Source organism: Pseudomonas sp. E102, assembly GCF_052660185.1.
The window spans coordinates 1,098,360-1,120,536 of the sequence record NZ_CP084025.1; the positions used below are offsets into that span (position 1 = coordinate 1,098,360).

At 63.3% G+C, this 22,177-nt stretch carries 10 protein-coding genes; 5 read left to right on the forward strand and 5 right to left on the reverse strand.

Going from position 1 to position 22,177, the window contains the following annotated elements:
- Window positions 1–96: 96 nt before the first annotated feature.
- From DOCECA_RS05220 to DOCECA_RS05230, 3 genes are all read left to right on the forward strand, one after another.
- Window positions 97–756 carry a TetR/AcrR family transcriptional regulator gene (locus DOCECA_RS05220; RefSeq protein WP_434610455.1) on the forward strand — a complete coding sequence of 220 codons (660 nt, stop codon included), beginning with the start codon at window positions 97–99 and terminating at the stop codon, window positions 754–756.
- Between the two features lie 54 nt (window positions 757–810).
- Complete coding sequence (locus DOCECA_RS05225; protein ID WP_420764837.1) at window positions 811–1,590, forward strand: substrate-binding periplasmic protein; 780 nt, start codon at window positions 811–813, stop codon at window positions 1,588–1,590.
- 67 nt (window positions 1,591–1,657) lie between these two features.
- Entirely contained in the window at window positions 1,658–2,671 is a 1,014-nt protein-coding gene (locus DOCECA_RS05230; RefSeq protein ID WP_445571551.1) for a GNAT family N-acetyltransferase, read from the forward strand.
- 104 nt (window positions 2,672–2,775) lie between these two features.
- Here DOCECA_RS05230 and DOCECA_RS05235 read toward each other — a convergent pair whose 3' ends face one another.
- Window positions 2,776–3,324 carry an RNA polymerase factor sigma-70 gene (locus tag DOCECA_RS05235; RefSeq protein WP_039589001.1) on the reverse strand — a complete coding sequence of 183 codons (549 nt, stop codon included), beginning with the start codon at window positions 3,322–3,324 and terminating at the stop codon, window positions 2,776–2,778.
- A 282-nt stretch (window positions 3,325–3,606) separates the two neighbouring features.
- Between DOCECA_RS05235 and DOCECA_RS05240 the strand changes: the two genes are divergently transcribed.
- Together DOCECA_RS05240 and DOCECA_RS05245 are read left to right on the forward strand one after the other, a co-directional pair.
- A complete protein-coding gene (locus DOCECA_RS05240) occupies window positions 3,607–16,593 on the forward strand; it encodes a non-ribosomal peptide synthetase (protein WP_445571552.1) in 12,987 nt (4,328 codons plus the stop codon).
- 277 nt (window positions 16,594–16,870) lie between these two features.
- On the forward strand, window positions 16,871–17,683 hold the full coding sequence (locus tag DOCECA_RS05245) for an alpha/beta fold hydrolase (protein WP_445571553.1): 813 nt from the start codon (window positions 16,871–16,873) through the stop codon (window positions 17,681–17,683).
- A 48-nt stretch (window positions 17,684–17,731) separates the two neighbouring features.
- On the opposite strand, the gene dsbG is transcribed toward DOCECA_RS05245, so the two are convergent.
- The 4 genes from dsbG to DOCECA_RS05265 form a co-directional block, all read right to left on the reverse strand.
- Window positions 17,732–18,499: a thiol:disulfide interchange protein DsbG gene (gene dsbG / locus DOCECA_RS05250; protein WP_420764760.1), complete on the reverse strand. Its 768-nt coding sequence runs from the start codon at window positions 18,497–18,499 to the stop codon at window positions 17,732–17,734.
- Window positions 18,475–19,344, reverse strand: coding sequence for a TlpA family protein disulfide reductase (locus DOCECA_RS05255; RefSeq protein ID WP_434610468.1), 870 nt, complete (start codon window positions 19,342–19,344; stop codon window positions 18,475–18,477). The genes dsbG and DOCECA_RS05255 overlap by 25 nt, the downstream gene beginning before the upstream one ends.
- Window positions 19,344–21,071, reverse strand: coding sequence for a protein-disulfide reductase DsbD (gene dsbD / locus DOCECA_RS05260; RefSeq protein ID WP_434650459.1), 1,728 nt, complete (start codon window positions 21,069–21,071; stop codon window positions 19,344–19,346). The genes DOCECA_RS05255 and dsbD overlap by 1 nt, the downstream gene beginning before the upstream one ends.
- 103 nt (window positions 21,072–21,174) lie before the next feature.
- Window positions 21,175–22,113 (reverse strand): sel1 repeat family protein, encoded by a 939-nt coding sequence (locus tag DOCECA_RS05265; protein ID WP_445571554.1) that lies wholly within the window; start codon window positions 22,111–22,113, stop codon window positions 21,175–21,177.
- Between the last annotated feature and the right edge of the window lie 64 nt (window positions 22,114–22,177).

Below are 22,177 nucleotides of genomic sequence, written 5' to 3' on the forward strand. Positions count from 1 at the left end.
AGCGCTTGCTTGGTTGCCCCGGCCAGCTTAAATTGCCGTGTCACTGCGATTCTGAGAGTGGCCGCGCATTGATCGTTCGACTGAGGAGCAAAGTTGGTGAACGAGCAAAAAGCCTTGGACGTGATGCGTGAGCTGGTCGACGCCGGGCAACTGACCGATCCGGACAGCGCTCGCGGCAAACTGCTCCAGACCGCCGCCCACCTGTTCCGCAACAAAGGCTTCGAGCGCACCACGGTGCGGGATCTGGCCAGCGCCGTGGGCATTCAGTCGGGCAGTATTTTTCATCATTTCAAAAGCAAGGACGAAATTCTGTGGGCGGTGATGGAAGAGACCGTCCGCTACAACACCGCGATGATGCGGGCAGCCCTGGCAGAGGGCGGCAGCATTCGCGAGCGGGTGCTGGCGTTGATCCGCTGTGAATTGCAATCGATCACGGGGGAAAACGGCGAGGCGATGGCGGTGCTGGTCTACGAATGGCGCTCTTTGTCCGAGGAAGGGCAGCGGCAAGTGCTGGCCTTGCGTGATATCTACGAACGTGTGTGGCTTGAAGTCCTGGGAGAGGCCAAGGAGGCCGGGTATATTCGCGGGGACGTATTCGTTACCCGACGTTTCCTGACAGGTGCATTGTCCTGGACCTCCACCTGGTTTCGCGCCGGAGGCAGCCTGAGCCTTGATCAATTGGCTGACCAGGCGCTGATTCTGGTATTGCAAGAAAACGATAAACCAGCGGCTGGCCAAGCGCCTGAAACCGCCTAGCGTGAACATATTGAACGGACTTCTGGGGGAGTGGTTATCTTGACGTTTTCGCCGATGGGGGTGACCTCGCGCGTTCTGGCTGCTCTGGCCTTGCTATGGATGTTGCCCGTCGAGGCGGCGCAGCTGGTCCGGATCGGTGCGGCACATTTTCCGCCCTATACCGTTCGACCCGAAAAAGGTGCGGACACCGGCCTGCTACCGGAACTGGTCGAGGCGTTGAATCGCGCCCAGGCCGATTACCAGTTTGTGCTCGTCCCTACCTCGATCCCGCGGCGCTTCAATGATTTCAAGCAAGGCCGGATCGACATGGCCATCTTCGAAAACCCTGACTGGGGTTGGCAGGATGTGCCGCATACCACGGTGGACATGGGCCTGGAGGATGCGGAGATCTTCGTGACCCAGCGTTTGCCTGACCGCCAGCAGAGCTATTTCGCGGACCTGCGGGCCAAGCGGCTGGCTCTGTTCAGCGGTTATCACTACGCTTTTGCCGAGTTCAATGCCGATCCCAAGTTCCTGATCGGCCAGTTCAACGCCACGCTGACGTATTCCCATGACAGCAATCTGCAAATGGTCTTGCGTGGGCGCGCGGACGTTGCGCTGGTGACCCGTTCGTACCTCAGCGACTATCTGCTGCGCAATCCTCAAGTCGCTCCGCAACTGCTCGTGTCCGAGCGTATCGACCAGATTTATCACCATTTCGCGCTGCTGCGACCCCAGGCGCCGATCTCCGGGGAGGCGTTTGGGCAATTGCTGGGCAAGTTGAGAGACAGCGGGCAGCTGTTGGAGATTTTCAAGCCCTACCAGATCGAGCTCGTGTCGACCCCTCGCCACTGAGGCGACACTAAATTTCCCCTTCCGGCTCACGTCACACGTTGACTACCGACGAATACGTGAGCCTTCAATGCCAGACCTCAATCCTGCAGCGACGCTGCCCTTGCCCGGCGGTCGCTGCCTGGGCGCCGATGAAACCGAACGTCACCTGAGCCTGATGCTCGAAGGCGCGCCGCTGATCCGGCTGCGCCTGGAACGAGGCGCGCCCTTGCACGTGCATTTGCAGGAAACCAACGGGCGCCCGGTGGGGCCGGCGCTTTGGGCGGCCTGCTATTGGCTGTTTACCCGGGATCCGGGCTGCCAGTGCCTGGTCTGGCATCTTGCCGAGCGTCCTGGTGAAGCGTTGCTCAGCGGCCTGCTGGTGGGCACCGCGCAACCCAACGAATACGCATGCGAACGTACGCTGTTCTGGCAACTGCCGCAGCCCTGGCTGGGGGAGTCGTTCAGTGGCAGTTATCCGCAACAGATGATCATCACCGATGGCAAGCGTCATCCTCGCCGGCCCATCAAGCCTCGGGGCGAGGTGTATCGGCGTTTCGACGCGCGTCTGGGTGCCTGGGTGTCCTTGCGAACCCTTGAAATCGAGCAGGACCTGACGCGTTTCAATCGTTGGCAGAACAGCCCTCGGGTCGCCAGCTTCTGGCAGGAGGAGGGTAGCCTGGAGCAGCACCGGAAGTACTTGGGCAACTTGCAGCACGACCCTCGGGTCTTGACGCTGATCGGCTGTTTCAACGACGAGCCATTCGCCTATTTCGAGGCCTACTGGGCCAAGGAGGATCGAATCGCGCCGTTCTACCAGGCCAACGATTATGACCGTGGCACTCACATGCTGGTGGGCGAGGAACAACACCGTGGCCCGCATAAGGTCGCCAGCTGGCTGTCGGCATTGGTGCACTATCTGTTTCTGGACGATCCGCGCACCCAGCGCGTGGTGGCCGAGCCCCGGGCCGACAACGCCCGCATGATCGGGCATCTGCACAACCAGTGTTTCCACTGCGAAAAGGAATTCGACTTTCCGCACAAGCGAGCGGCGCTGATGATCCTGGGGCGCGAGCGGTTTTTTGACCGGTGTTCGTTGATGTAAATCTCACCGCGTTTCTCAAGGCCCCATCGCGAGCAAGCTCGCTCCCACATGCACTGCGACGACGCTTGCGTGGGAGTGAGTTGCTCGGTCAGCCCACCGCGGAATCACCGCCGAGCGAAGGTATCTCCACGCACCCCGGACACCTTGCGGCAATGCACCAGGGCATCGCGAATCATGAAGTTCACCAACGTCGGTGAGACCCCCAGCTCCTTGGCGATGTCTTTCTGCGGCACGCCGTGCAGGCGATACATCTCGAAGGCATAGCGGGTGCGGCTCGGCAACTCGGTCAGGGCCTCGGCAATGTGCTCGAGCGTGGAGAAGTTGATGTGAGACGTTTCCGGCGAAGCACCCTGGATCACCACGTTCAGCCCTTCCTCTTCCGGCCCCGAGTATTTCTGTTCCAGCGCTTGCTTGCGGTAATGATCGATGGCCAGGTTGCGCACGATCTGGAACAGATAACTGAGCTGGGCCTTGAAGGACGAGGTGATCTGGGGCGCCGACTGCAACCGGAAAAACGCATCCTGGACCACATCTTCGGCCCGGGACCGGCAGCCCGTGATACGCGCTGCGATCTTGACCAGGATGGTTCGGTTATCGACGAATGCCTGGAGTAGCGGTGAGTCGCACCTGCTTGTGGATACTTGTTCCGTCATGGAATTCACCTTGCTGCAAATAGTTAGCAGGACGACCGGTCCGGCGGACATGTCCTACACATCGACGGCCAAATTAGGCGTAATGATAATTATTGTCAATTGAGAAGAAGAATTATTGATGAAAGGAAGTCCAGCCCGATAGCTGCGACCCGTTGTCGCGGCGCGTGATGGCCTGCAGTTCTGCCACCCGCGTGAGGACAAGGTCGCCGACTAATTATTTGCCGGTGTTATCCGTCCCCATGGGTGACCACTTGCAAGCCGAATTTCAGGCAGGAACCCCCCATGACCGACGCGTTCGAACTTCCCCGCACCCTGGCTCACGCACTCCAGCGCCGCGCCGCGTTGACCCCGGATCAGGTGGCCTTGCGCTTCCTGGCTGATACCCCGGAGCAGGGCGTGGTGTTGAGTTATCGCGACCTGGATCAACGCGCCCGGACCATCGCCGCCGCCTTGCAGGCCGAGGCCCGATTCGCTGATCGAGCGGTGCTGTTGTTCCCCAGCGGCCCGGATTATGTCGCGGCATTCTTCGGTTGCCTGTATGCCGGCGTGATCGCCGTACCGGCCTATCCGCCGGAATCCTCCCGTCGGCATCATCAGGAGCGCTTGCTGTCGATCATCGCCGATGCCGAGCCGCGGCTGTTGCTGACCACCGCTGACCTGCGCGACACCTTGCAAGCCATCGAATCGGCACCGCCGGTGCTGTGCGTCGATACGCTCGATCCGACCCGCGCCGAGCAATGGCAAGCGCCGCAGCTGCAACGCGATGACATCGCTTTCCTGCAATACACCTCCGGTTCCACCGCCTTGCCAAAGGGCGTGCAGGTCAGCCACGGCAACCTGGTCGCCAATGAACTGTTGATCCGCCGTGGCTTCGGCATCGATGTGAACCCCGACGATGTCATCGTCAGCTGGCTGCCGCTTTACCACGACATGGGCCTGATTGGCGGCTTGCTACAGCCGATCTTCAGCGGCGTGCCTTGCGTGCTGATGTCGCCGGCCTATTTCCTCGCCCGGCCGTTGCGTTGGCTCGAAGCGATCAGCGAGTACGGCGGCACCATCAGCGGCGGCCCGGACTTCGCCTATCGATTGTGCAGCGAACGGGTCAGTGAGTCCGCCCTGAGCCGCCTCGACCTGAGTGGCTGGCGCGTGGCCTATTCCGGCTCCGAGCCGATCCGCCTCGATAGCCTGGAGCGCTTTGCCGGGAAATTTGCCGCGTGCGGCTTCACGGCCGACCGTTTCATGGCCTCCTACGGGCTCGCCGAGGCGACGTTGTTCGTGGCCGGCACGCCACGTGGCCGAGGCATCCCATCGATGCGCATGGACGATGCAGCCTTGACGCAAAACCGTGCCGAGCCGGGGCAGGGCTGCGCGGTGATGAGTTGTGGCGTGAGCCAGCCGGATCATGCGGTGCTGATCGTCGAACCCAACACCCTGCAACCGCTGGCCGACAGCCAGGTGGGCGAGGTCTGGGCCGCCGGCCCGAGCATCGCCCACGGTTACTGGCGCAACCCCGAGGCCAGCGCCAAGACCTTCGTCCAGCATGACGGCCGCACTTGGCTGCGCACCGGCGACCTGGGTTTTATGCGCGAAGGCGAGCTGTACATCACCGGCCGCCTGAAGGACATGCTGATCGTGCGCGGGCACAACCTCTACCCCCAGGACATCGAGCAAACCATCGAACGGGAAGTGGAAGTGGTGCGCAAAGGACGGGTTGCCGCCTTCGCCGTCGATGAGGCGGGCGAGGAAGGCATCGGCATCGCTGCTGAAATCAGCCGTAGCGTACAGAAGATCCTGCCCCCCGACGCCTTGATCAACGCGATTCGCCAGGCCGTGGCCGACGCCTGCCAGCAAGCGCCGAGCGTGGTGGTGCTGCTCAACCCGGGGGCGCTGCCCAAGACGTCCAGCGGCAAACTGCAACGTTCGGCGTGCCGCGCCCGGTTGGCGGACGCCAGCCTCGACAGCTATGCACGGTTCCCCTCGGCCAAGGCTGAAACCGGCGATGAAACCGCGCCATCATCCGAGCTGCAAGAACTGATCGGCCGCCTCTGGTGCGAGCAGCTACACGTTGAGCGGGTTCGTGGCGACGATCATTTTTTCCTGTTGGGCGGCAACTCCATCGCAGCCACCCAGATCATTGCACGGCTGCGTGAAGTGCTTGGTCTGGAACTCAACCTGCGCCTGCTCTTCGAAGCGCCAACCCTGGACGCGTTCGCGACGGCAGTGGCAAATCTGCAACAGGACGGCGGCCAGGCCCAAGGCGCCATCAAAGCGTTGGCGCGCGATGAAGCCCTGCCGCAGTCCCTGGCCCAGAACCGTTTGTGGCTGACCTGGCAGCTGGACCCTGCCAGCCGCGCCTACAACATCCCCGGCGCCCTGCGCCTGCGTGGTGAGTTGGACGAACAAGCGCTGCGCGCCAGCCTCCAACAATTGACCGAGCGCCATGAATCCTTGCGCACACGGTTCCTGGAGCGCGACGGCGTGGCCCTGCAGCGGATCGATCCGGCCGGCGAGTTCAATCTCCAGGTGATCGACCTCAGCGACGTGGCCACCGATCAACGCGAAGCCCAGGCCCAGCGTCTCCGCGAAGACGAAGCAGCCACTCAATTCGACTTGGAAAAAGGCCCGCTGCTGCGGGTCGCCTTGCTGCGCCTGGCGGAAGACGATCACCTGCTGTTGGTGACGATGCACCACATCATTGCCGATGGCTGGTCGATGAATGTGTTGATCGAAGAATTCTCGCGACTGTACGCCGCAGCGTCCCAAGGACAAATCGCCGCGCTGGCGCCGTTGCCGCTGCAATACGCCGACTACGGCAGTTGGCAACGGCAATGGCTTGCCCAGGGCGAAGCCGATCGCCAACTGGCGTATTGGAAACAGCAGTTGGGCGACGAGCACCCGACCCTGGCGCTGGGCACCGACCACCCGCGCAGTGCCCAACTGCGTCGCAGCGCCTCGCGCCATAGCCTGCGCGTGGACAAGTCACTCAGTGATGCTCTGCGCCAGATCGCCCAGGCCCATGACGCGACGGTGTTCATGCTGTTGCTGGCGGCGTTCCAGGCCTTGTTGCAGCGCTACACCGGTCAGTCCGACATTCGCGTCGGCGTACCCAACGCCAACCGCCCGCGCCTGGAAACCCAAGGCTTGATCGGTTTTTTCATCAACACTCAGGTGCTGCGCGCGCAAACCGATTCGCGTCAACCCTTCGCCGCGCTGCTGGCCCAGGCCCGGGAGGCGACGCTCGCCGCCCAGGCCCATCAGGACCTGCCCTTCGAACAGCTGTTGGAAGCCTTCCCCCAGGCTCGCGATCAAGGTCTGTTCCAAGTGATGTTCAACCACCAGCAGCGCGACCTCGGCGCGTTGCGGCGTCTGCCGGGACTGTTGGCGGATGAGTTGCCATGGCACAGCCGCGAGGCCAAGTTCGACCTGCAGTTGCACAGCGAAGAAGACCGCAACGGTCGGCTGACACTGTCGTTCGACTACGCAGACGAGTTGTTCGAGGCGGCAACCATCGCGCGCCTGGCCGAGCACTTTTGCAGTTTGCTGCGGGCGGTCTGCGCTGATCCGCAGCAGGCCCTGGGCGATTTGCCGTTGTTGAGCGCCGATGAACTCGCCCAGCAGCAGCGTTGGGCGGCGGCACCCTGCGCGCCCGCCACGCAATGGCTCCCGGAACTGCTTAATGACCAGGCCCGGCTCACACCGCAACGCAGGGCATTGCAGTGGGATGGCGGCTCGCTGGACTACGCTGAACTGCACGCCCAGGCCAATCGGCTGGCTCATTATCTTCGGGACAAAGGCGTGGGCCCGGACGTGTGCGTGGCGATTGCCGCCGAGCGCTCGCCGCAATTGCTTGTTGGCGTGCTGGCGATCATCAAGGCAGGTGGCGCCTACGTGCCGCTGGATGTCGATTACCCGAGCGAACGCCTGGCCTACATGCTCCACGACAGCGGCGTCGATCTGCTGCTGACCCAAACCGCGCTGCTCGAACGCTTGCCGGCCTGCGAGGGCGTCAGCGTCATCGCCATGGATGCGCTGCACCTGGAGCAATGGCCGAGCAACCCGCCGCGGTTGCACCTGCACGGCGATCATCTGGCCTACGTGATCTACACCTCCGGCTCGACCGGCCAACCCAAGGGTGTCGGCAATACCCACGCGGCCCTGGCTGAACGCTTGCAGTGGATGCAGGCCGCCTATGAGCTGGATGAAACCGACGTGTTGATGCAAAAGGCGCCGATCAGTTTCGACGTGTCGGTGTGGGAGTGCTTCTGGCCGCTGATCACCGGCAGCCGATTGGTCCTGGCCGGCCCGGGGGAACACCGCGACCCGCACCGCATCGCTCAATTGGTCGAGCACTTTGGCGTAACCACGCTGCATTTCGTCCCGCCGTTGCTCAGCCTGTTTATCGACGAGCCGTTGAGTGCCCGTTGCACCAGCCTGCGGCGGATTTTCTCCGGGGGCGAAGCCTTGCCAGCCGAATTGCGTAACCGGGTGCTGGCGCAATTGCCGGCGGCGCAATTGCACAACCGTTATGGCCCGACCGAAACCGCGATCAACGTCACTCATTGGCACTGCACCGCAGACGATGGCGAGCGCTCGCCCATCGGCCGGCCCTTGGCTAACGTGCTGTGCCGCATCCTCGACAGTGAACTCAATCCCGTGCCCGTCGGCGTGCCGGGTGAGCTGTGCATCGGTGGACTGGGCCTGGCCCGGGGTTACCTCGGGCGCCCCGGGTTGACCGCGGAGCGCTTCGTCGCCGACCCCCAAGGGCTGGCGGGCGCGCGGCTCTACCGGACCGGGGACCGAGCGCGCTGGGGTGCCGACGGCGTCATCGAATACCTCGGCCGCCTCGATCAGCAGGTGAAGCTGCGCGGTTTCCGCGTCGAACCTCAGGAAATCGAGGCGCGGTTGCTGGCCCAGGACGGCGTCGCCCAGGCGGCGGTGCTGGTGCGCGATACGGCGGCCGGTCCGCAGTTGATCGGCTATTACACCGCAGCAGTCCTTGATGAAGACGATATCGCCCAGGCCGCGCGCTTGAAGAGCGCCCTTGCCAGTGAGCTGCCTGACTACATGGTGCCCGCCCAACTGCTGCGCCTGGACGCCATGCCCCTGAGCCCGAGCGGCAAGCTCGACCGTCGTGCCTTGCCCGAGCCGCAATGGCAGGTGCGCGAACACGTCGAACCGGCCAGCGCTCTCGAACAGCAGATCGCCGCGATCTGGCGCGACGTGCTGGGCCTTGCCCGCGTCGGCTTGAGGGACGATTTTTTCGCCCTGGGCGGCCATTCGTTGCTCGCGACCCAGATCATTTCCCGTACGCGCCAGGCCTGCGATGTCGAGTTGCCGTTGCGTGCGTTGTTCGAGGCCAGTGAGCTGGGAGCGTTCGCCGAGCAAGTGCGGTTGATCCAGGCCAGCGGCCGGACCAACCGCCAGCCGCCAATCGAGAAAGTCGACCGCAGCCAACCGGTGCCGTTGTCCTATTCCCAGCAACGCATGTGGTTCCTCTGGCAGATGGAACCGCATAGCCCGGCCTACAACGTCGGTGGCATGGCGCGGCTGCGCGGGGTGCTGGATGTCGGGCGCTTCGAAGCGGCGTTGCAGGCGTTGATCCTGCGCCATGAAACCTTGCGCACCACGTTCCCGAGCGTCGACGGCGTGCCTCGCCAGCACGTACACGACGAGACGGGCCTGCGCATGGACTGGAAGGACTTCTCCATGCTCGACGCCGACATTCGCCAGCAACGGGTGCAGCAACTGGCCGACAGCGAAGCTCACGAGCCCTTTGACCTGGAAATCGGGCCGCTGCTGCGGGCCTGCCTGGTCAAGACCGCCGAGCACGAACATTACCTGGTGCTGACGCTGCATCACATCGTCACCGAGGGCTGGGCGATGGACATCTTCGCCCGGGAGCTAAGCGCGCTGTACGAAGCCTTTATCGATGATCGCGAGTCGCCGCTGGAACCGTTGCCGGTGCAGTACCTGGACTACAGCGCCTGGCAGCGCCAGTGGTTGGAATCCGGCGAGCGCCAACGCCAACTCGATTACTGGACCGCGCAGCTGGGCCGCGAACATCCCTTGCTGGAGTTGCCGGGGGACCGCCCGCGTCCGCCGGTACAAAGCCATCGCGGCGAACTGTTCCGTTTCGACCTCAGCGATGACTTGGCCGCACGGGTTCGTGCCTTCAACGCCGAGCATGGCTTGACCCTTTTCATGACGATGACCGCTGCCCTGGCCGTGCTGCTCTATCGCTACAGCGGCCAGACCGACCTGCGCATCGGCGCGCCGGTGGCCAACCGCATCCGTCCGGAAAGTGAAGGGTTGATCGGCGCGTTCCTCAACACCCAAGTGCTGCGTTGCCAACTCGACGGGCAGATGTCCGTTGGCGAGCTATTGGAGCAGGTGCGCCACACCGTGATCGAGGGCCAGTCCCACCAGGACCTGCCGTTCGATCATCTGGTGGAAGCGTTGCAGCCACCGCGCAGCGCGGCGTACAACCCGCTGTTCCAGGTGATGTGCAACGTGCAGCGGTGGGAATTCCAACAAAGCCGCACGCTGGCCGGCATCAGCGTCGACTATCTGGTCAACGATGCGCGGGCCACCAAGTTCGACCTCAACCTGGAAGTCACCGATCTGGACCGGCGCCTGGGTTGCTGCCTGACCTACAGCACCGATTTGTTCGACGAGCCACGCATTGCCCGCATGGCCGGGCACTGGCGCAACCTGTTGGAAGCGCTGCTGGTGGATCCGGCCCGGCGGCTGAGCGAGCTGTCGTTGCTGGAGGCCGGCGAACAGCGGCAGTTGCTCGAGAGTCTGGGCGAAGAACCGGGCGAGCATCGCCTGGATCGATGCATCCATTCATTGTTCGAAGAACAGGCCAGGGTGCGCCCGGACGCGCCGGCGCTGACGTTCGCCGGGCAGAGCCTGACCTATGGTGAACTCGAACGCCGGGCCAATCGCCTGGCCTGGATGTTGCGCGAACGTGGTGTCGGGCCTCAGGTTCGCGTGGGCCTGGCCCTGGAGCGCTCGCTGGAAATGGTCGTCGGCTTGCTGGCGATCCTCAAGGCGGGTGGCGCCTACGTGCCGCTGGATCCGGAATACCCGCTGGACCGCTTGCTCTACATGATCGAGGACAGCGGCGTCGGTCTGTTGCTCAGCGATCGGGCCATGTTTCAGGCCCTAGGCCCACTGCCGGAAGGCGTGCAACGCTGGTGCCTGGAAGACGACAGCGCGGCCGTGGCGGATTACCCCGACCAGTCACCAGGGCTAATCAATCTGCCGCAACACCAGGCTTACTTGATCTACACCTCCGGCTCCACCGGCAAACCCAAGGGTGTGGTGGTGTCCCACGGCGAAATCGCCATGCATTGCCAGGCGGTGATCCAGCGCTTCGGCATGCGCCCCGAAGACTGCGAGCTGCATTTCTATTCGATCAATTTCGACGCCGCCACCGAGCGCTTGCTGGTGCCCTTGCTCAGCGGGGCCCACGTGGTGCTGCGCGCTCAGGGCCAGTGGGATGCCGAGGAAATCTGCGGCCTGATTCGCCAACACCGCATCAATATCCTCGGTTTCACCCCCAGCTATGGCAGCCAATTGGCGCAATGGCTGGCGACCCAGGGCCAGACGCTGCCGGTGCGCATGTGCATCACCGGTGGTGAGGCCCTGACCGGCGAGCATTTGCAGCGTATCCGCGCCGCATTCAGCCCGGATCTATTCTTCAACGCCTACGGGCCGACCGAAACCGTGGTCATGCCGCTGGCGAGCCTCGCCCCGGAGCGACTGGAGGAGGGCGCCGGCAGCGTGCCGATCGGCAGCGTGATCGGTGCTCGGGTCGCCTACATTCTCGACGCCGACCTGGCATTGGTGCCGCAGGGCGCGACCGGTGAGTTGTACGTTGGCGGCGCCGGGCTGGCCCAGGGTTATCACCAGCGCCCGGGCATGACCGCCGAGCGTTTCGTCGCCGACCCGTTTGCCGCCCATGGCGGACGGTTGTATCGCACTGGCGATTTGGTGCGCCAGCGCGCCGACGGCCAGGTGGAGTACCTTGGACGCATCGACCATCAGGTGAAGATTCGCGGTTTCCGCATCGAGCTGGGGGAAATCGAAAACCGTTTGTTGGAGCACGATGCCGTGCGCGAGGCCGTGGTACTGGCCCTGGACATGCCCGGCGGCAAGCAACTGGCCGGTTATCTGGCCACCGACATCGCCGCTCAGGACGCCGCCGGGCAAGCGGCGCTGCGCGAAGCGCTGAAGAACCACCTCAAGGCGCAACTGCCGGACTACATGGTGCCCGCGCACTTGATCCTGCTGGCGAGCATGCCGCTGACCGCCAACGGCAAGCTCGACCGCCGCGCCTTGCCGATGCCGGATCCGGAGCTCAATCGCCAACAATACGTGGCGCCGAGCAATGCCTTGGAGCAAGCGCTGGCGGCAATCTGGTGCGACGTGCTGAACCTGAAGCAGGTCGGCCTCAACGACAACTTCTTCGAGCTGGGCGGCGATTCGATCCTGTCGATCCAGGTCGTCAGCCGGGCCCGGCAACAGGGCCTCCACTTCACGCCACGCGACCTGTTCCAGCACCAGACCGTGCAGGCCCTGGCGGCGGTCGCGACTCGCAGCGAACAGGTGAGCGCCGAGCAAGGGTTGTTGAGCGGTGAGTCGGCGCTGACGCCGATCCAGCATTGGTTCTTGGCCAACGAAATACCCAACCGTGAACATTGGAACCAGGCGTTGTTGCTGGAGCCGACCACGCCCTTGGAAGCGGATGCTCTGGAGCAAGCGTTGCGCGCCGTTTTCGAGCAGCACGACGCCTTGCGCCTGGGCTTTGGCAACAGCGCCGGTCAGTGGCGCGCCGAGCATCAGCCAGTGTTCGAGGGAGCGCTGCTGGAAACGGTATCGGTGGGCTCGCCGCACGCCTGCGAAGCCGTGTTTGCCCAGGCCCAGCGTGGCTTCGAACTGGCGACTGGGCCGCTGCTACGAGCCGTGCTGGCGCACCTGCCGGACGGTCGGCAGCGCCTGCTGATCGCGATTCACCACCTGGTGGTGGACGGTGTGTCATGGCGGGTGCTGATGGACGATCTGCAAACGGCTTACCGCCAATGCGTCGCCGGACAAACGCTGCAAATGCCAGCCAAGACCAGCCCCTTGCGTGATTGGGCCGCGCGTTTGCGGGCCTACGCCGGTAGCGAATCCCTGCGCGAGGAAATGAGCTGGTGGCAAGGTCAGTTAAGTGGTCCGCAGGTGACACTGCCTTGCGCGCGTCCCGACGGCGGGCGGCAGGAACGGCATGCCGGCATCGTCAGCCTGCGCCTGGACGCCGAGCGCACCCGGCAATTGCTGCAACAGGCGCCCAGTGCCTACCGCACCCAGGTCAATGACCTGTTGCTCACGGCGCTGGCCCGGGTGCTGTGCCGTTGGAGCAATCACGATTCGGCGTTGGTCCAGCTCGAAGGTCATGGTCGCGAGGCGCTGTTCGATGACATCGATCTGACCCGCACCGTGGGATGGTTTACCAGTGTCTATCCGCTGCGCCTGAGCCCATCGGCCGATGATATCGGCACCTCGATCAAAGCCATCAAGGAGCAACTGCGCGCCGTGCCCCATAAGGGCCTCGGCTATGGCGTGCTGCGTTACCTGACAGACAGCGGCACCCGCGAGGCGATGGCCGGCCTGCCGCAAGCGTTGGTCACTTTCAACTACCTCGGCCAGCTCGACCATGCCCTCGGCCAGGACGCGCTGTTCCGACCGCTGGACGAGCCGCTTGGCGCGATTCACGACCCCGACGCTCCGCTGCCCAACGAACTGAGCCTCGACTGCCAGGTCAGCGGCGGCGAACTGGCGCTGCGCTGGACCTTCAGTGCCGAGCGCCATGACCGCCAGAGCATCGCCGTGCTGGCCAACGCTTACCTCGACGAACTGCAGCACTTGATCGAACACTGCCTGACGGACGAGGCGGGCGGCCTGACGCCGTCGGACTTCCCGCTGGCGAAACTGACCCAGGCGCAACTGGACAACCTGCCGGTGCCGGCCGCGGAGATCGAAGACGTCTACCCACTGACACCGATGCAGGAAGGCATGCTGCTGCACACCTTGCTGGAACCGGGCACGGGCCTGTACTACATGCAGGACCGCTACCGCATCAACAGTGAACTCGACCCCCAGCGTTTCGCCCAAGCCTGGCAGGCGGTGATCGCCCGTCACGAAGCCTTGCGCGCCTCGTTCTGCTGGAATGTCGGTGAAGACATGCTGCAGGTCATCCACAAGCCCGGCCGCACGCCGGTGCAATACCTCGACTGGACGCAAGTACCCGACGACGCCCAGGAGCCCAAACTCCAGGCGCTGCTCAAGAGCGAACGGGAGGCCGGTTTCGATCTGTTGAACGAGGCGCCGTTCCACTTGCGCTTGATCCGGGTTGGCGCGGCGCGTTACTGGTTCATGATGAGCAACCACCACATCCTCATCGATGCGTGGTGCCGTTCGCTGCTGATGGACGATTTCTTCGAAATCTACACGGCCCTTGGCGAACAGCGCGAGCCCCACCTGGCCGTGCCGCCGCGCTATCGCGACTACATCGGTTGGCTGCAACACCAGGGCCTGGCCGAAGCCCGGCAGTGGTGGCAGCAGAACCTGCAAGGCTTCGAGCGGACCACGCCGATCCCCGCGGATCGACCGTTCCTGCGCGAGCACGCCGGTGACAGCGGCGGCATGGTCGTCGGCGATTGCTACACCCGGCTCGACGTTCGAGACGGTGCGCGTTTGCGCGAGCTGGCCCAGGCCCATCAGCTGACTGTCAACACCTTCGCCCAGGCCGCGTGGGCCTTGGTGCTGCGTAGGGTCAGCGGCGATCGCGACGTGCTGTTCGGCGTCACCGTGGCCGGCCGTCCGGTGGAGCTGCCGCACATGCAGCGCACGGTGGGGCTGTTCATCAACAGCGTCGCCTTGCGAGTGCAGATTCCGTCGGATGACCAGCGTTGCAGCGTGCGCCAATGGCTCAACGGTTTGCTGGACAGCAACATGCAACTGCGCGAGTACGAATACCTGCCGCTGGTGAGCATCCAGGAGGTCAGCGAACTGCCCAAGGGCCAGCCGTTGTTCGACAGCCTGTTCGTGTTCGAGAACGCGCCGGTGGAAGTCTCGGTGCTGGACCGCGCCCAGAGCCTCAACGCCACCTCGGATTCAGGGCGCACCCACACCAACTTCCCGCTGACGGCGGTGTGTTACCCGGGCGACGATCTCGGACTGCACCTGTCCTACGACCAGCGTTACTTCAATGAGTCGACGGTCCAGGGGCTGCTGGGTGAGTTCAAGCGATTGCTGCTGGCGTTGATCGAAGGTTTCCACGGTGACATGGCCGAGCTGGCGCTGATCGGGTCTGAAGAAAAGACTTTCCTCATCGAGGGCTGCAACCAGAGTGAACGTGCCTATCCGCTGGAGCAGAGTTACGTGGAGCTGTTCGAGGCCCGGGTGGCGGCTCATCCGCAACGCATTGCCGCCAGTTGCCAGGACGACAGCTGGACTTACGCCGCGTTGAACGTACGCAGCAACCGCCTCGGTCATGGGCTGATCGAGGCGGGCGTCGGTCTCGACCAGCCGGTGGCGCTGCTGGCCGAGCGCGGCCTGGACTTGCTGGGCATGATCATCGGCAGCTTCAAGGCCGGCGGCGGTTATCTGCCGCTGGACCCAGGCCTGCCGAGCCAACGCCTGAGCCGCATCATCGAGCTGAGCCGCACGCCGTTGCTGGTCTGCACGAGAGCTTGTCGCGAACAGGCGTTGGCCTTGCTGGAAGAGTTCGCCTGTGCCGGGAGGCCGAAGCTGCTGGTCTGGGAAGACGTCCAGGCCAGTGATACGGCGGTGGACAATCCTGGCGTTTACAGCGGGCCGGACAACCTCGCCTATGTGATCTACACCTCTGGCTCCACCGGCTTGCCCAAAGGCGTGATGGTGCAGCAGCGCGGCATGCTCAACAACCAGCTCAGCAAAGTGCCGTACCTGGCGCTGGATGAAACGGACGTGATCGCCCAGACCGCGTCCCAGAGCTTCGATATTTCGGTGTGGCAGTTCCTGACCGCCCCGTTGTTCGGCGCCCGGGTGGACATCGTGCCCAATGCCATCGCCCACGATCCCCAAGGACTGTTGGACCATGTGGGTCGTCAGGGCATTACCGTGCTGGAAAGCGTGCCTTCGTTGATCCAGGGCATGCTCGCCCAGGAGCACACCGGTCTGGATGGGTTGCGCTGGATGCTGCCCACCGGCGAAGCGATGCCACCGGAGCTGGCCCATCAATGGCTGGTGCGTTACCCCGACATCGCCCTGGTGAATGCCTACGGACCGGCGGAATGTTCCGATGACGTGGCGTTCTTCCGGGTCGACATGGCCTCGACCCGTGGCACCTACCTGCCCATCGGCACGCCGACCGACAACAACCGTTTGTACGTGCTCGACGGCGCGCTGGAACTGGTGCCATTGGGCGCGGTGGGCGAGTTGTGCGTCGCCGGCACCGGAGTGGGGCGTGGTTATGTCAGCGATCCGTTGCGTACGGCGCCGGTCTTCGTGCCCAACCCGTTCGGCGCACCGGGCGAGCGGCTGTACCGCACTGGCGACCTGGCGCGCCGCCGCAGCGATGGCGTGCTGGAATACGTCGGGCGCATAGATCATCAAGTGAAGATCCGCGGTTACCGCATCGAACTGGGGGAAATCGAAGCACGGCTGCATGAGCAGCCCGAAGTCCGCGATGCGGCGGTCGGGGTGCAGGAGGGCGTCAATGGCAAGCATCTGGTGGGCTATCTGGTTGATGCCGACTCGACGCTCAGCCCGAGCGAACGCCTGGATCGGATCAAACAGCGCCTGCGCAGCGAGCTGCCCGAATACATGGTGCCGCTGCACTGGCTGTGGCTCGACCGCTTGCCCCTCAATGCCAACGGCAAGCTCGATCGCAAGGGGCTGCCGGCGTTGGAAATCGGCCAGTTGCACGGCCACGACTACCAGGCGCCCGCGAATGCGCTGGAGCAGACCCTGGCGGATATCTGGGCCGAAGTGTTGAAGGTCGAGCGGGTGGGGGCGCGGGACAATTTCCTTGAGCTGGGCGGGCACTCCTTGCTGGCGACACAAATTGCCTCCCGCGTGCAGAAGGCCTTGCAACGCAACGTGCCGCTCAGGGCGATGTTCGAGTGCAGCACCGTGGAGCAATTGGCTGAATACATTGCGGGGTTGCAAGCCAGCGAAATGACCGAGGAGAAAGTGGACCGGTTGAATGATCTGATGGCGGAGTTGGAGGGGTTGTAGTGCTGTGATGCCTGTCGCGGCCTCATCGCGACAGGCTCGCTCCCACAATGGATCAGAGTCCAGAGATCAAAATGTGTGAGCGAGCCTGCTCGCGATGGGGGGCGAGACTTTTGTCGCGGTTTTGCGATCGAACCGTCGAGCTATCGTCAGTGGCTGCGTTTATCTACTGTCAGACCTTACAGGTCGTTACGAAGCGGTTTAGGCCAGCGGTTGACGCTCAGTGCGGGTCACGGCAGTCTCCCCTGGGCCATTCCATTGCCAAACAAGGAGGTCACCGATGCCCTTTGCAACGATTGACGGACAACCGCTCCATTACCTGGACCAGGGCCAAGGCCCGGTAGTGGTGCTGGGTAGCAGCTATTTGTGGGACCAGAGCATGTGGGCGCCACAGGTCGATGCCCTGTCGAAACACTATCGGGTCATCGTCCCGGAGCTATGGGGCCACGGGCAATCCGGACGACTTCCCGAGGGCATGACCTCACTGGACGACTTGTCCCGCCAGACACTGGCGTTGATGGATCACCTGGATATCGACTGCTTCAACCTGGTCGGCCTGTCGGTGGGCGGAATGTGGGGGGCGCGGTTGGCGCTGGCAGCGCCTAAGCGAGTGAGTTCGCTGGTGTTGATGGACACCTACGTCGGGGTAGAGCCGGAACCGACCCGCCAGTATTATTTTTCACTGTTCGACAAGATCGAGGCCAGTGGCAGCGTGCCCGAGCCGCTGCTGGATATCATCGTGCCGATTTTCTTCCGGCCGGGCATCGATCCGCGGTCGGCGCTCTACCAGCAGTTTCGTGCCACCTTGGCCGCGCTGCCAACGGATCGCCTGAGGGACAGTATCGTGCCGTTGGGGCGGATCATTTTTGGTCGGGACGACGTCCTGTCGCGCCTGCCTGAACTGGATGCCAGGCGCACGCTGGTGATGTGTGGCGACCAGGACAAGCCGCGGCCACCGTCCGAGGCCCTGGAAATGGCCGAGCTGATCGGCTGCGAACACATGCTGATTGCGCAGGCGGGTCATATATCCAACCTGGAGAATCCGGAATGTGTGACTGAAGCGTTGTTGGGATTTCTGAAACGGATGCACTGACTTTGTGGCGAGGGGATAAATCCCCTCGCCACAGTTCAGTGTTCCGGATCACTTAGGCCCGAGAATCTTCACCAGTTTGTCCGACGACGGCGCGCCTTGCTGCTGTTGCAGTTCGCCCTGGTCATCGAGGTAGAAAATGGCTGGAGTGGAGGACAGCTCCAACTCGTCCATCAATTGCTGATTGGCGTCCAGTTTCGCCTGGATGGCCGGTGGTATTTCCTTGAGCGGCTTGAGCGAGCTGCCCTTGCCGGCTTTCTCATGGTCGGCCAGCGCCTTTTCCGGCGCCTTGGCCGCGAGCAGGGCGGCCGATTTGCCGGGGCTGTCTTCGCGGATGATGCCCACCATGATGTGACGCAACTGCACCTTGCCGGCCTTGACCCACGGCCGGGCCTGTTCCCAGAACATGTTGCAATACGGGCAATTGGGGTCACTGAACAGGTACACGGTGCGCGGTGCGTCCTTGCTGCCGTCGGCGATCCAGTTGCTGGCCTCCATTTTCGCCCAGATTTCCTTGGCCATCGGGGCATAGACCAGTTTTTGCAGCGGTTCGGCGCTCAAGTCCTTGCCGTCGGCGTCGTACAGGTTGCCCAGCAGGACGTGTTTGCCGTCCGGCGTCAGGTACAGCGCCATCCCACGGTTCTGGTATTGCGCCGCGTAGCCGCGCAGGCCGTCCGGTGCTTGGAAGGTGCCGACGATTTTCGCGCCCTTGGCTTCGATCTTCTTGATGGCCGCTGGCAATTCTTCGGCGTGAAGCAGCGGTGCCTGCAGCAACGCGCCGGCGAAAGCCAGGGTCAGCAGGTGGTGGAGGCGGGGCATGGCAGTTTCCTTGTAGAAGGTGGGATCGCCGAGGTTGGACCCGGCGTTTCGAAATTTTCCAGGGCGCGGGCCAGGCTGGCTTCCGACAGTTCACCCAGGTGACTGCCGAGCAGGCGGCCATCGGCGCCGTAGAACAGGGTCGTCGGCAAGGCCATTGACCCGACGGCCTGGGCGAGACGGCCACTGCCGTCGAACAGCACGTTGTGCAGGCTCAGGCCCTGGGTGGCGAGGTAAGTGCTGACGCTATGCATGCTTTCGGCCTGATTGACGAACAGGAAAGTCAAGTCCGGGCGTTCCAGTTGAGCGGCTTCCAGCACCGGCATTTCGCGACGGCAGGGCGGGCACCAGGTGGCCCACAGATTGACCACCAGAGGCCCGCCCTGATAGTCGGTAAGTTTCACCGTTTGGCCGTCGGCGTTGCGCAGCTCGATCTCCGGCAACCGCGTGCCTTGGTCATAGATGGTCAATGACATTGTCGCCACCAGCCAGAACAGCAGGCCGCTGCCCACACCAAAGCCCAATGGCCGGCGCAGGGTCGGTCGGCGCCGCGCCCACAGCAGCGCCGCGGCCAACAGCACCAATATCCCCGGCCATGCAAGGAAACCGCCATCGCGCAGATCGACGATCTGCCAGAGGTCGTCCCGATAATGGTTCCAGTACGCCACGACAAAACCTGTTCGCGCGGCGAGCAGCCCGAGCAAAAACAGCACGAACAGCACCGACTCGGGGTTCTCGCCCCCGCGCTTGGCCACTCGCCAGCCGACGAACGTCGCCAATGCCAGCGCGCTGATCAACAGGAGGTGATGGATAGCGATGGCAAAGGTGCCCAGGGTAAAGGTCAGCATCAGCCTGCATCCCGGGTCAGGTTCCAACGCTCCAGGAAGCCTTTGGCATCGATCTCGCCCGTGATGCGCTGGCCACGGCGTTCTTCTGCGTCGGGCCCGATCCACAGCAGGCTGGGCGGGCCCGGCACCTGGTAGCGCTGGAGCAGCGCTCGGCTGGCGGCGTTGTCGGCAGTGACGTCCAGGCGCAGCAGGCGCACGTCGCTAAGCGCGGCCATGACTTCGGCGCGGCCAAACACCTGTTTCTCGATGATTTTGCACGACACGCACCAATCGGCGTAGTAGTCCAGCAGGACCCATTGGCCCTGGGCCTTGGCGCTGTCCAATTCCCGTTGCAGGGCGGCGGGCTCGCTGACGGTGATGAAGGCGTCGTGGGCCTGGGCAGTCGCATTGCCCTGGGCACCGCTGTAGACCTCCAGCGGCTTGAACAGATCGTCGCTGCCTCCCGCCGCCCCGACCACCAGCAGGCTTCCCCACAACCCGAACAGCAGCGATACGCTGCCCCACAGATAGGGCGCGCGACCGAACCCCTGGGTCTGGCGCCAGGCGCAGTAAGCGGCAATCAGCAGCAGAGCGCCCCAAAGGCCGATCCACAGCGAGCCGTCGATGACCGGGCGGATCATCAGCAACGCGGTACCCAGGAACAGGAAGCCGAATACGCCCTTGAGCAGGTTCATCCAGGCGCCTGGCTTGGGCAGGAAACGATTGCCGACGGTCACCAGCAACAACAGCGGCAGGCCCATGCCGACACCCATGGTGAACAGGATCAGGCCGCCATGCAGCGCGTTGCCGCTCTGGGCGATGTACAACAGCGCGCCGGCCAGCGGCGCAGTCATGCACGGCCCTACCAACAGACCGGACAGGGCTCCCAGAACGCCGGCACCCACCAGGCTGCCACCGCGGCGCTGGCGGCCGGCGTTTTCCAAGCGATCACGCAGGGCGGCTGGGAGTTGCAGTTCGAAAAAGCCAAACATCGGCAGCGCCAATACAACGAAGATGGCCGCGAAGGTGCCCAGCAACCACGGTTGTTGCAGCAATGCCTGCAGATTGGCTCCCAACAGCGCGGCGAGCACGCCCATGGCGGCGTACACCATCGCCATGCTGATCACGTAGCTGCCGGCCAACGCCAGGCCGCGCCGGGGGCCGGCGCCGCTACCCACCACCAATCCCGCCAGGATTGGCAGCATCGGCAGCGAACAAGGGGTAAACGCCAGCAACAGCCCAAGGCCGAAGAACACCAGCAGGCTCCAGCCCAGCGCGCGCTGCTGCAAGCCGCTGGCCAGCGCCTGGTCTTGCGCCTCGCCAGTGCTTGCCACCGGTGCGGCGCCGCCCAGGTCTAGGATTTGGGTCTGGGGCGGATAGCACAGGCCCGCATCGGCGCAGCCCTGGAAACCGACCTTGACCTTGCCGGTAGCCCCGGCGGGAATCTTCAGCTCCAATGCCTGGCGGTAGACTTGCTGTTCGCCGAAGAACTCGTCGCTGTGGGCTTCGCCCTCGGGCAGCTTCGGTTTCTGCGCTTCGGCCAGGCCATCGAACTTGAGCCGCTGCTGATACAGGTAATACCCGTCGGCGATCTGCCAGAACAACTGGGTTTCACCGGAGTCCAGGCGTTCGGAAGTAAAGACGAATGCCTTTTCCACCGGCAGGAAGTCGGGCTTGGTTTCGAAGGGATTGGCGGCCTGGGCCAGGCCCGAGATCAGAAACAGCCACAGCAAAAACAATCGACGCATGGGGTAGAGCCTTAGAACCAGGAGAGTGAGGCGCACAGTGGCGGCTGGCGATTAACCTTAAGTTAACGCCAGCCTACAAACGTGCCGGCACCCGTCGGGCCAATCAGAATTCCTGATAGGTTAACCGGTATTCGGACATCGGGGGATGGCTCAGTTTCCACGCTTGGGCCTGTTGCTTGGCGTCGGTGATTTCTTGCGCGGTCAATTGCGCTTCGAGGTTGGCGAGATTTTTGACAGTATCAGCGTGGCGCTTGAATTGGCGCGTTGTATCACTGACCAGCCAGAGCAGAGCGTAGGCTTTGACAAGGTCTTTTTCGTAGCCGTATTCCTGTTCATCCTCGTCCATGTCGTATTCCGTCGAGATCGCAAAGGCGTAGTCCAGCAAGGCATTGACATCATTGAGCTGAAGCCTCTTTTCCAGCCAGGCACGTCTGGTTGTCTTATCGCGTACTGTTAACAGTCTGGGGTACCACGCCATGGCTTTGGGCAAGCCCGCAATCGCGGCTTCCAGCAGGAGTCTCGTCTGTTCAGCCGTTGGGGTGAGGCCGGAGGGGACAAGTTTTTCATCCCTTCCATACAAGTAAGCCAGGATACATTTGGCCTCGGAGGAACCGGCTCGCTCGGATTTTCTCAACGACTCGATGTCCCCCGTCAATTCGTAAAGCTGTAGCAGGCGCTCAGCCGGGTCTGCGTTGGCTTCAGCCAATGCCTTGGCCTTGGCCAACGACGTTTCGTCCGCCAGTCGCAGCAGGGCGTAGAAATGATCTTGACCAGCAGCCTTTTGGTACCAGTTTCGCGCCTCTTCGGTCATGTTTCCGGCGTCACGCCTCAGCACCTCCGCCAAGGCATATTGCGCTTCTTTGTTGCCATCCGTGGCAGCTATCAATAGATGGAGTTTCGCCCTGTTGAATTCTCCCAGGTTGTATAACTCCAGGCCCTCGTTTGTCGCCATTGTTCGTTGCTTTTTTACATGGTCGACCAGGTTTTGGATCGCGGTGACAAAGTCGGCGTAACTGAGCAGCGCGTTCGTATGCGTATACATGTTGGGATACCTGCTTCAATAAGGAAAATATGTGTCCAGCGGGTACCAAAGTAAAAGCGACGGT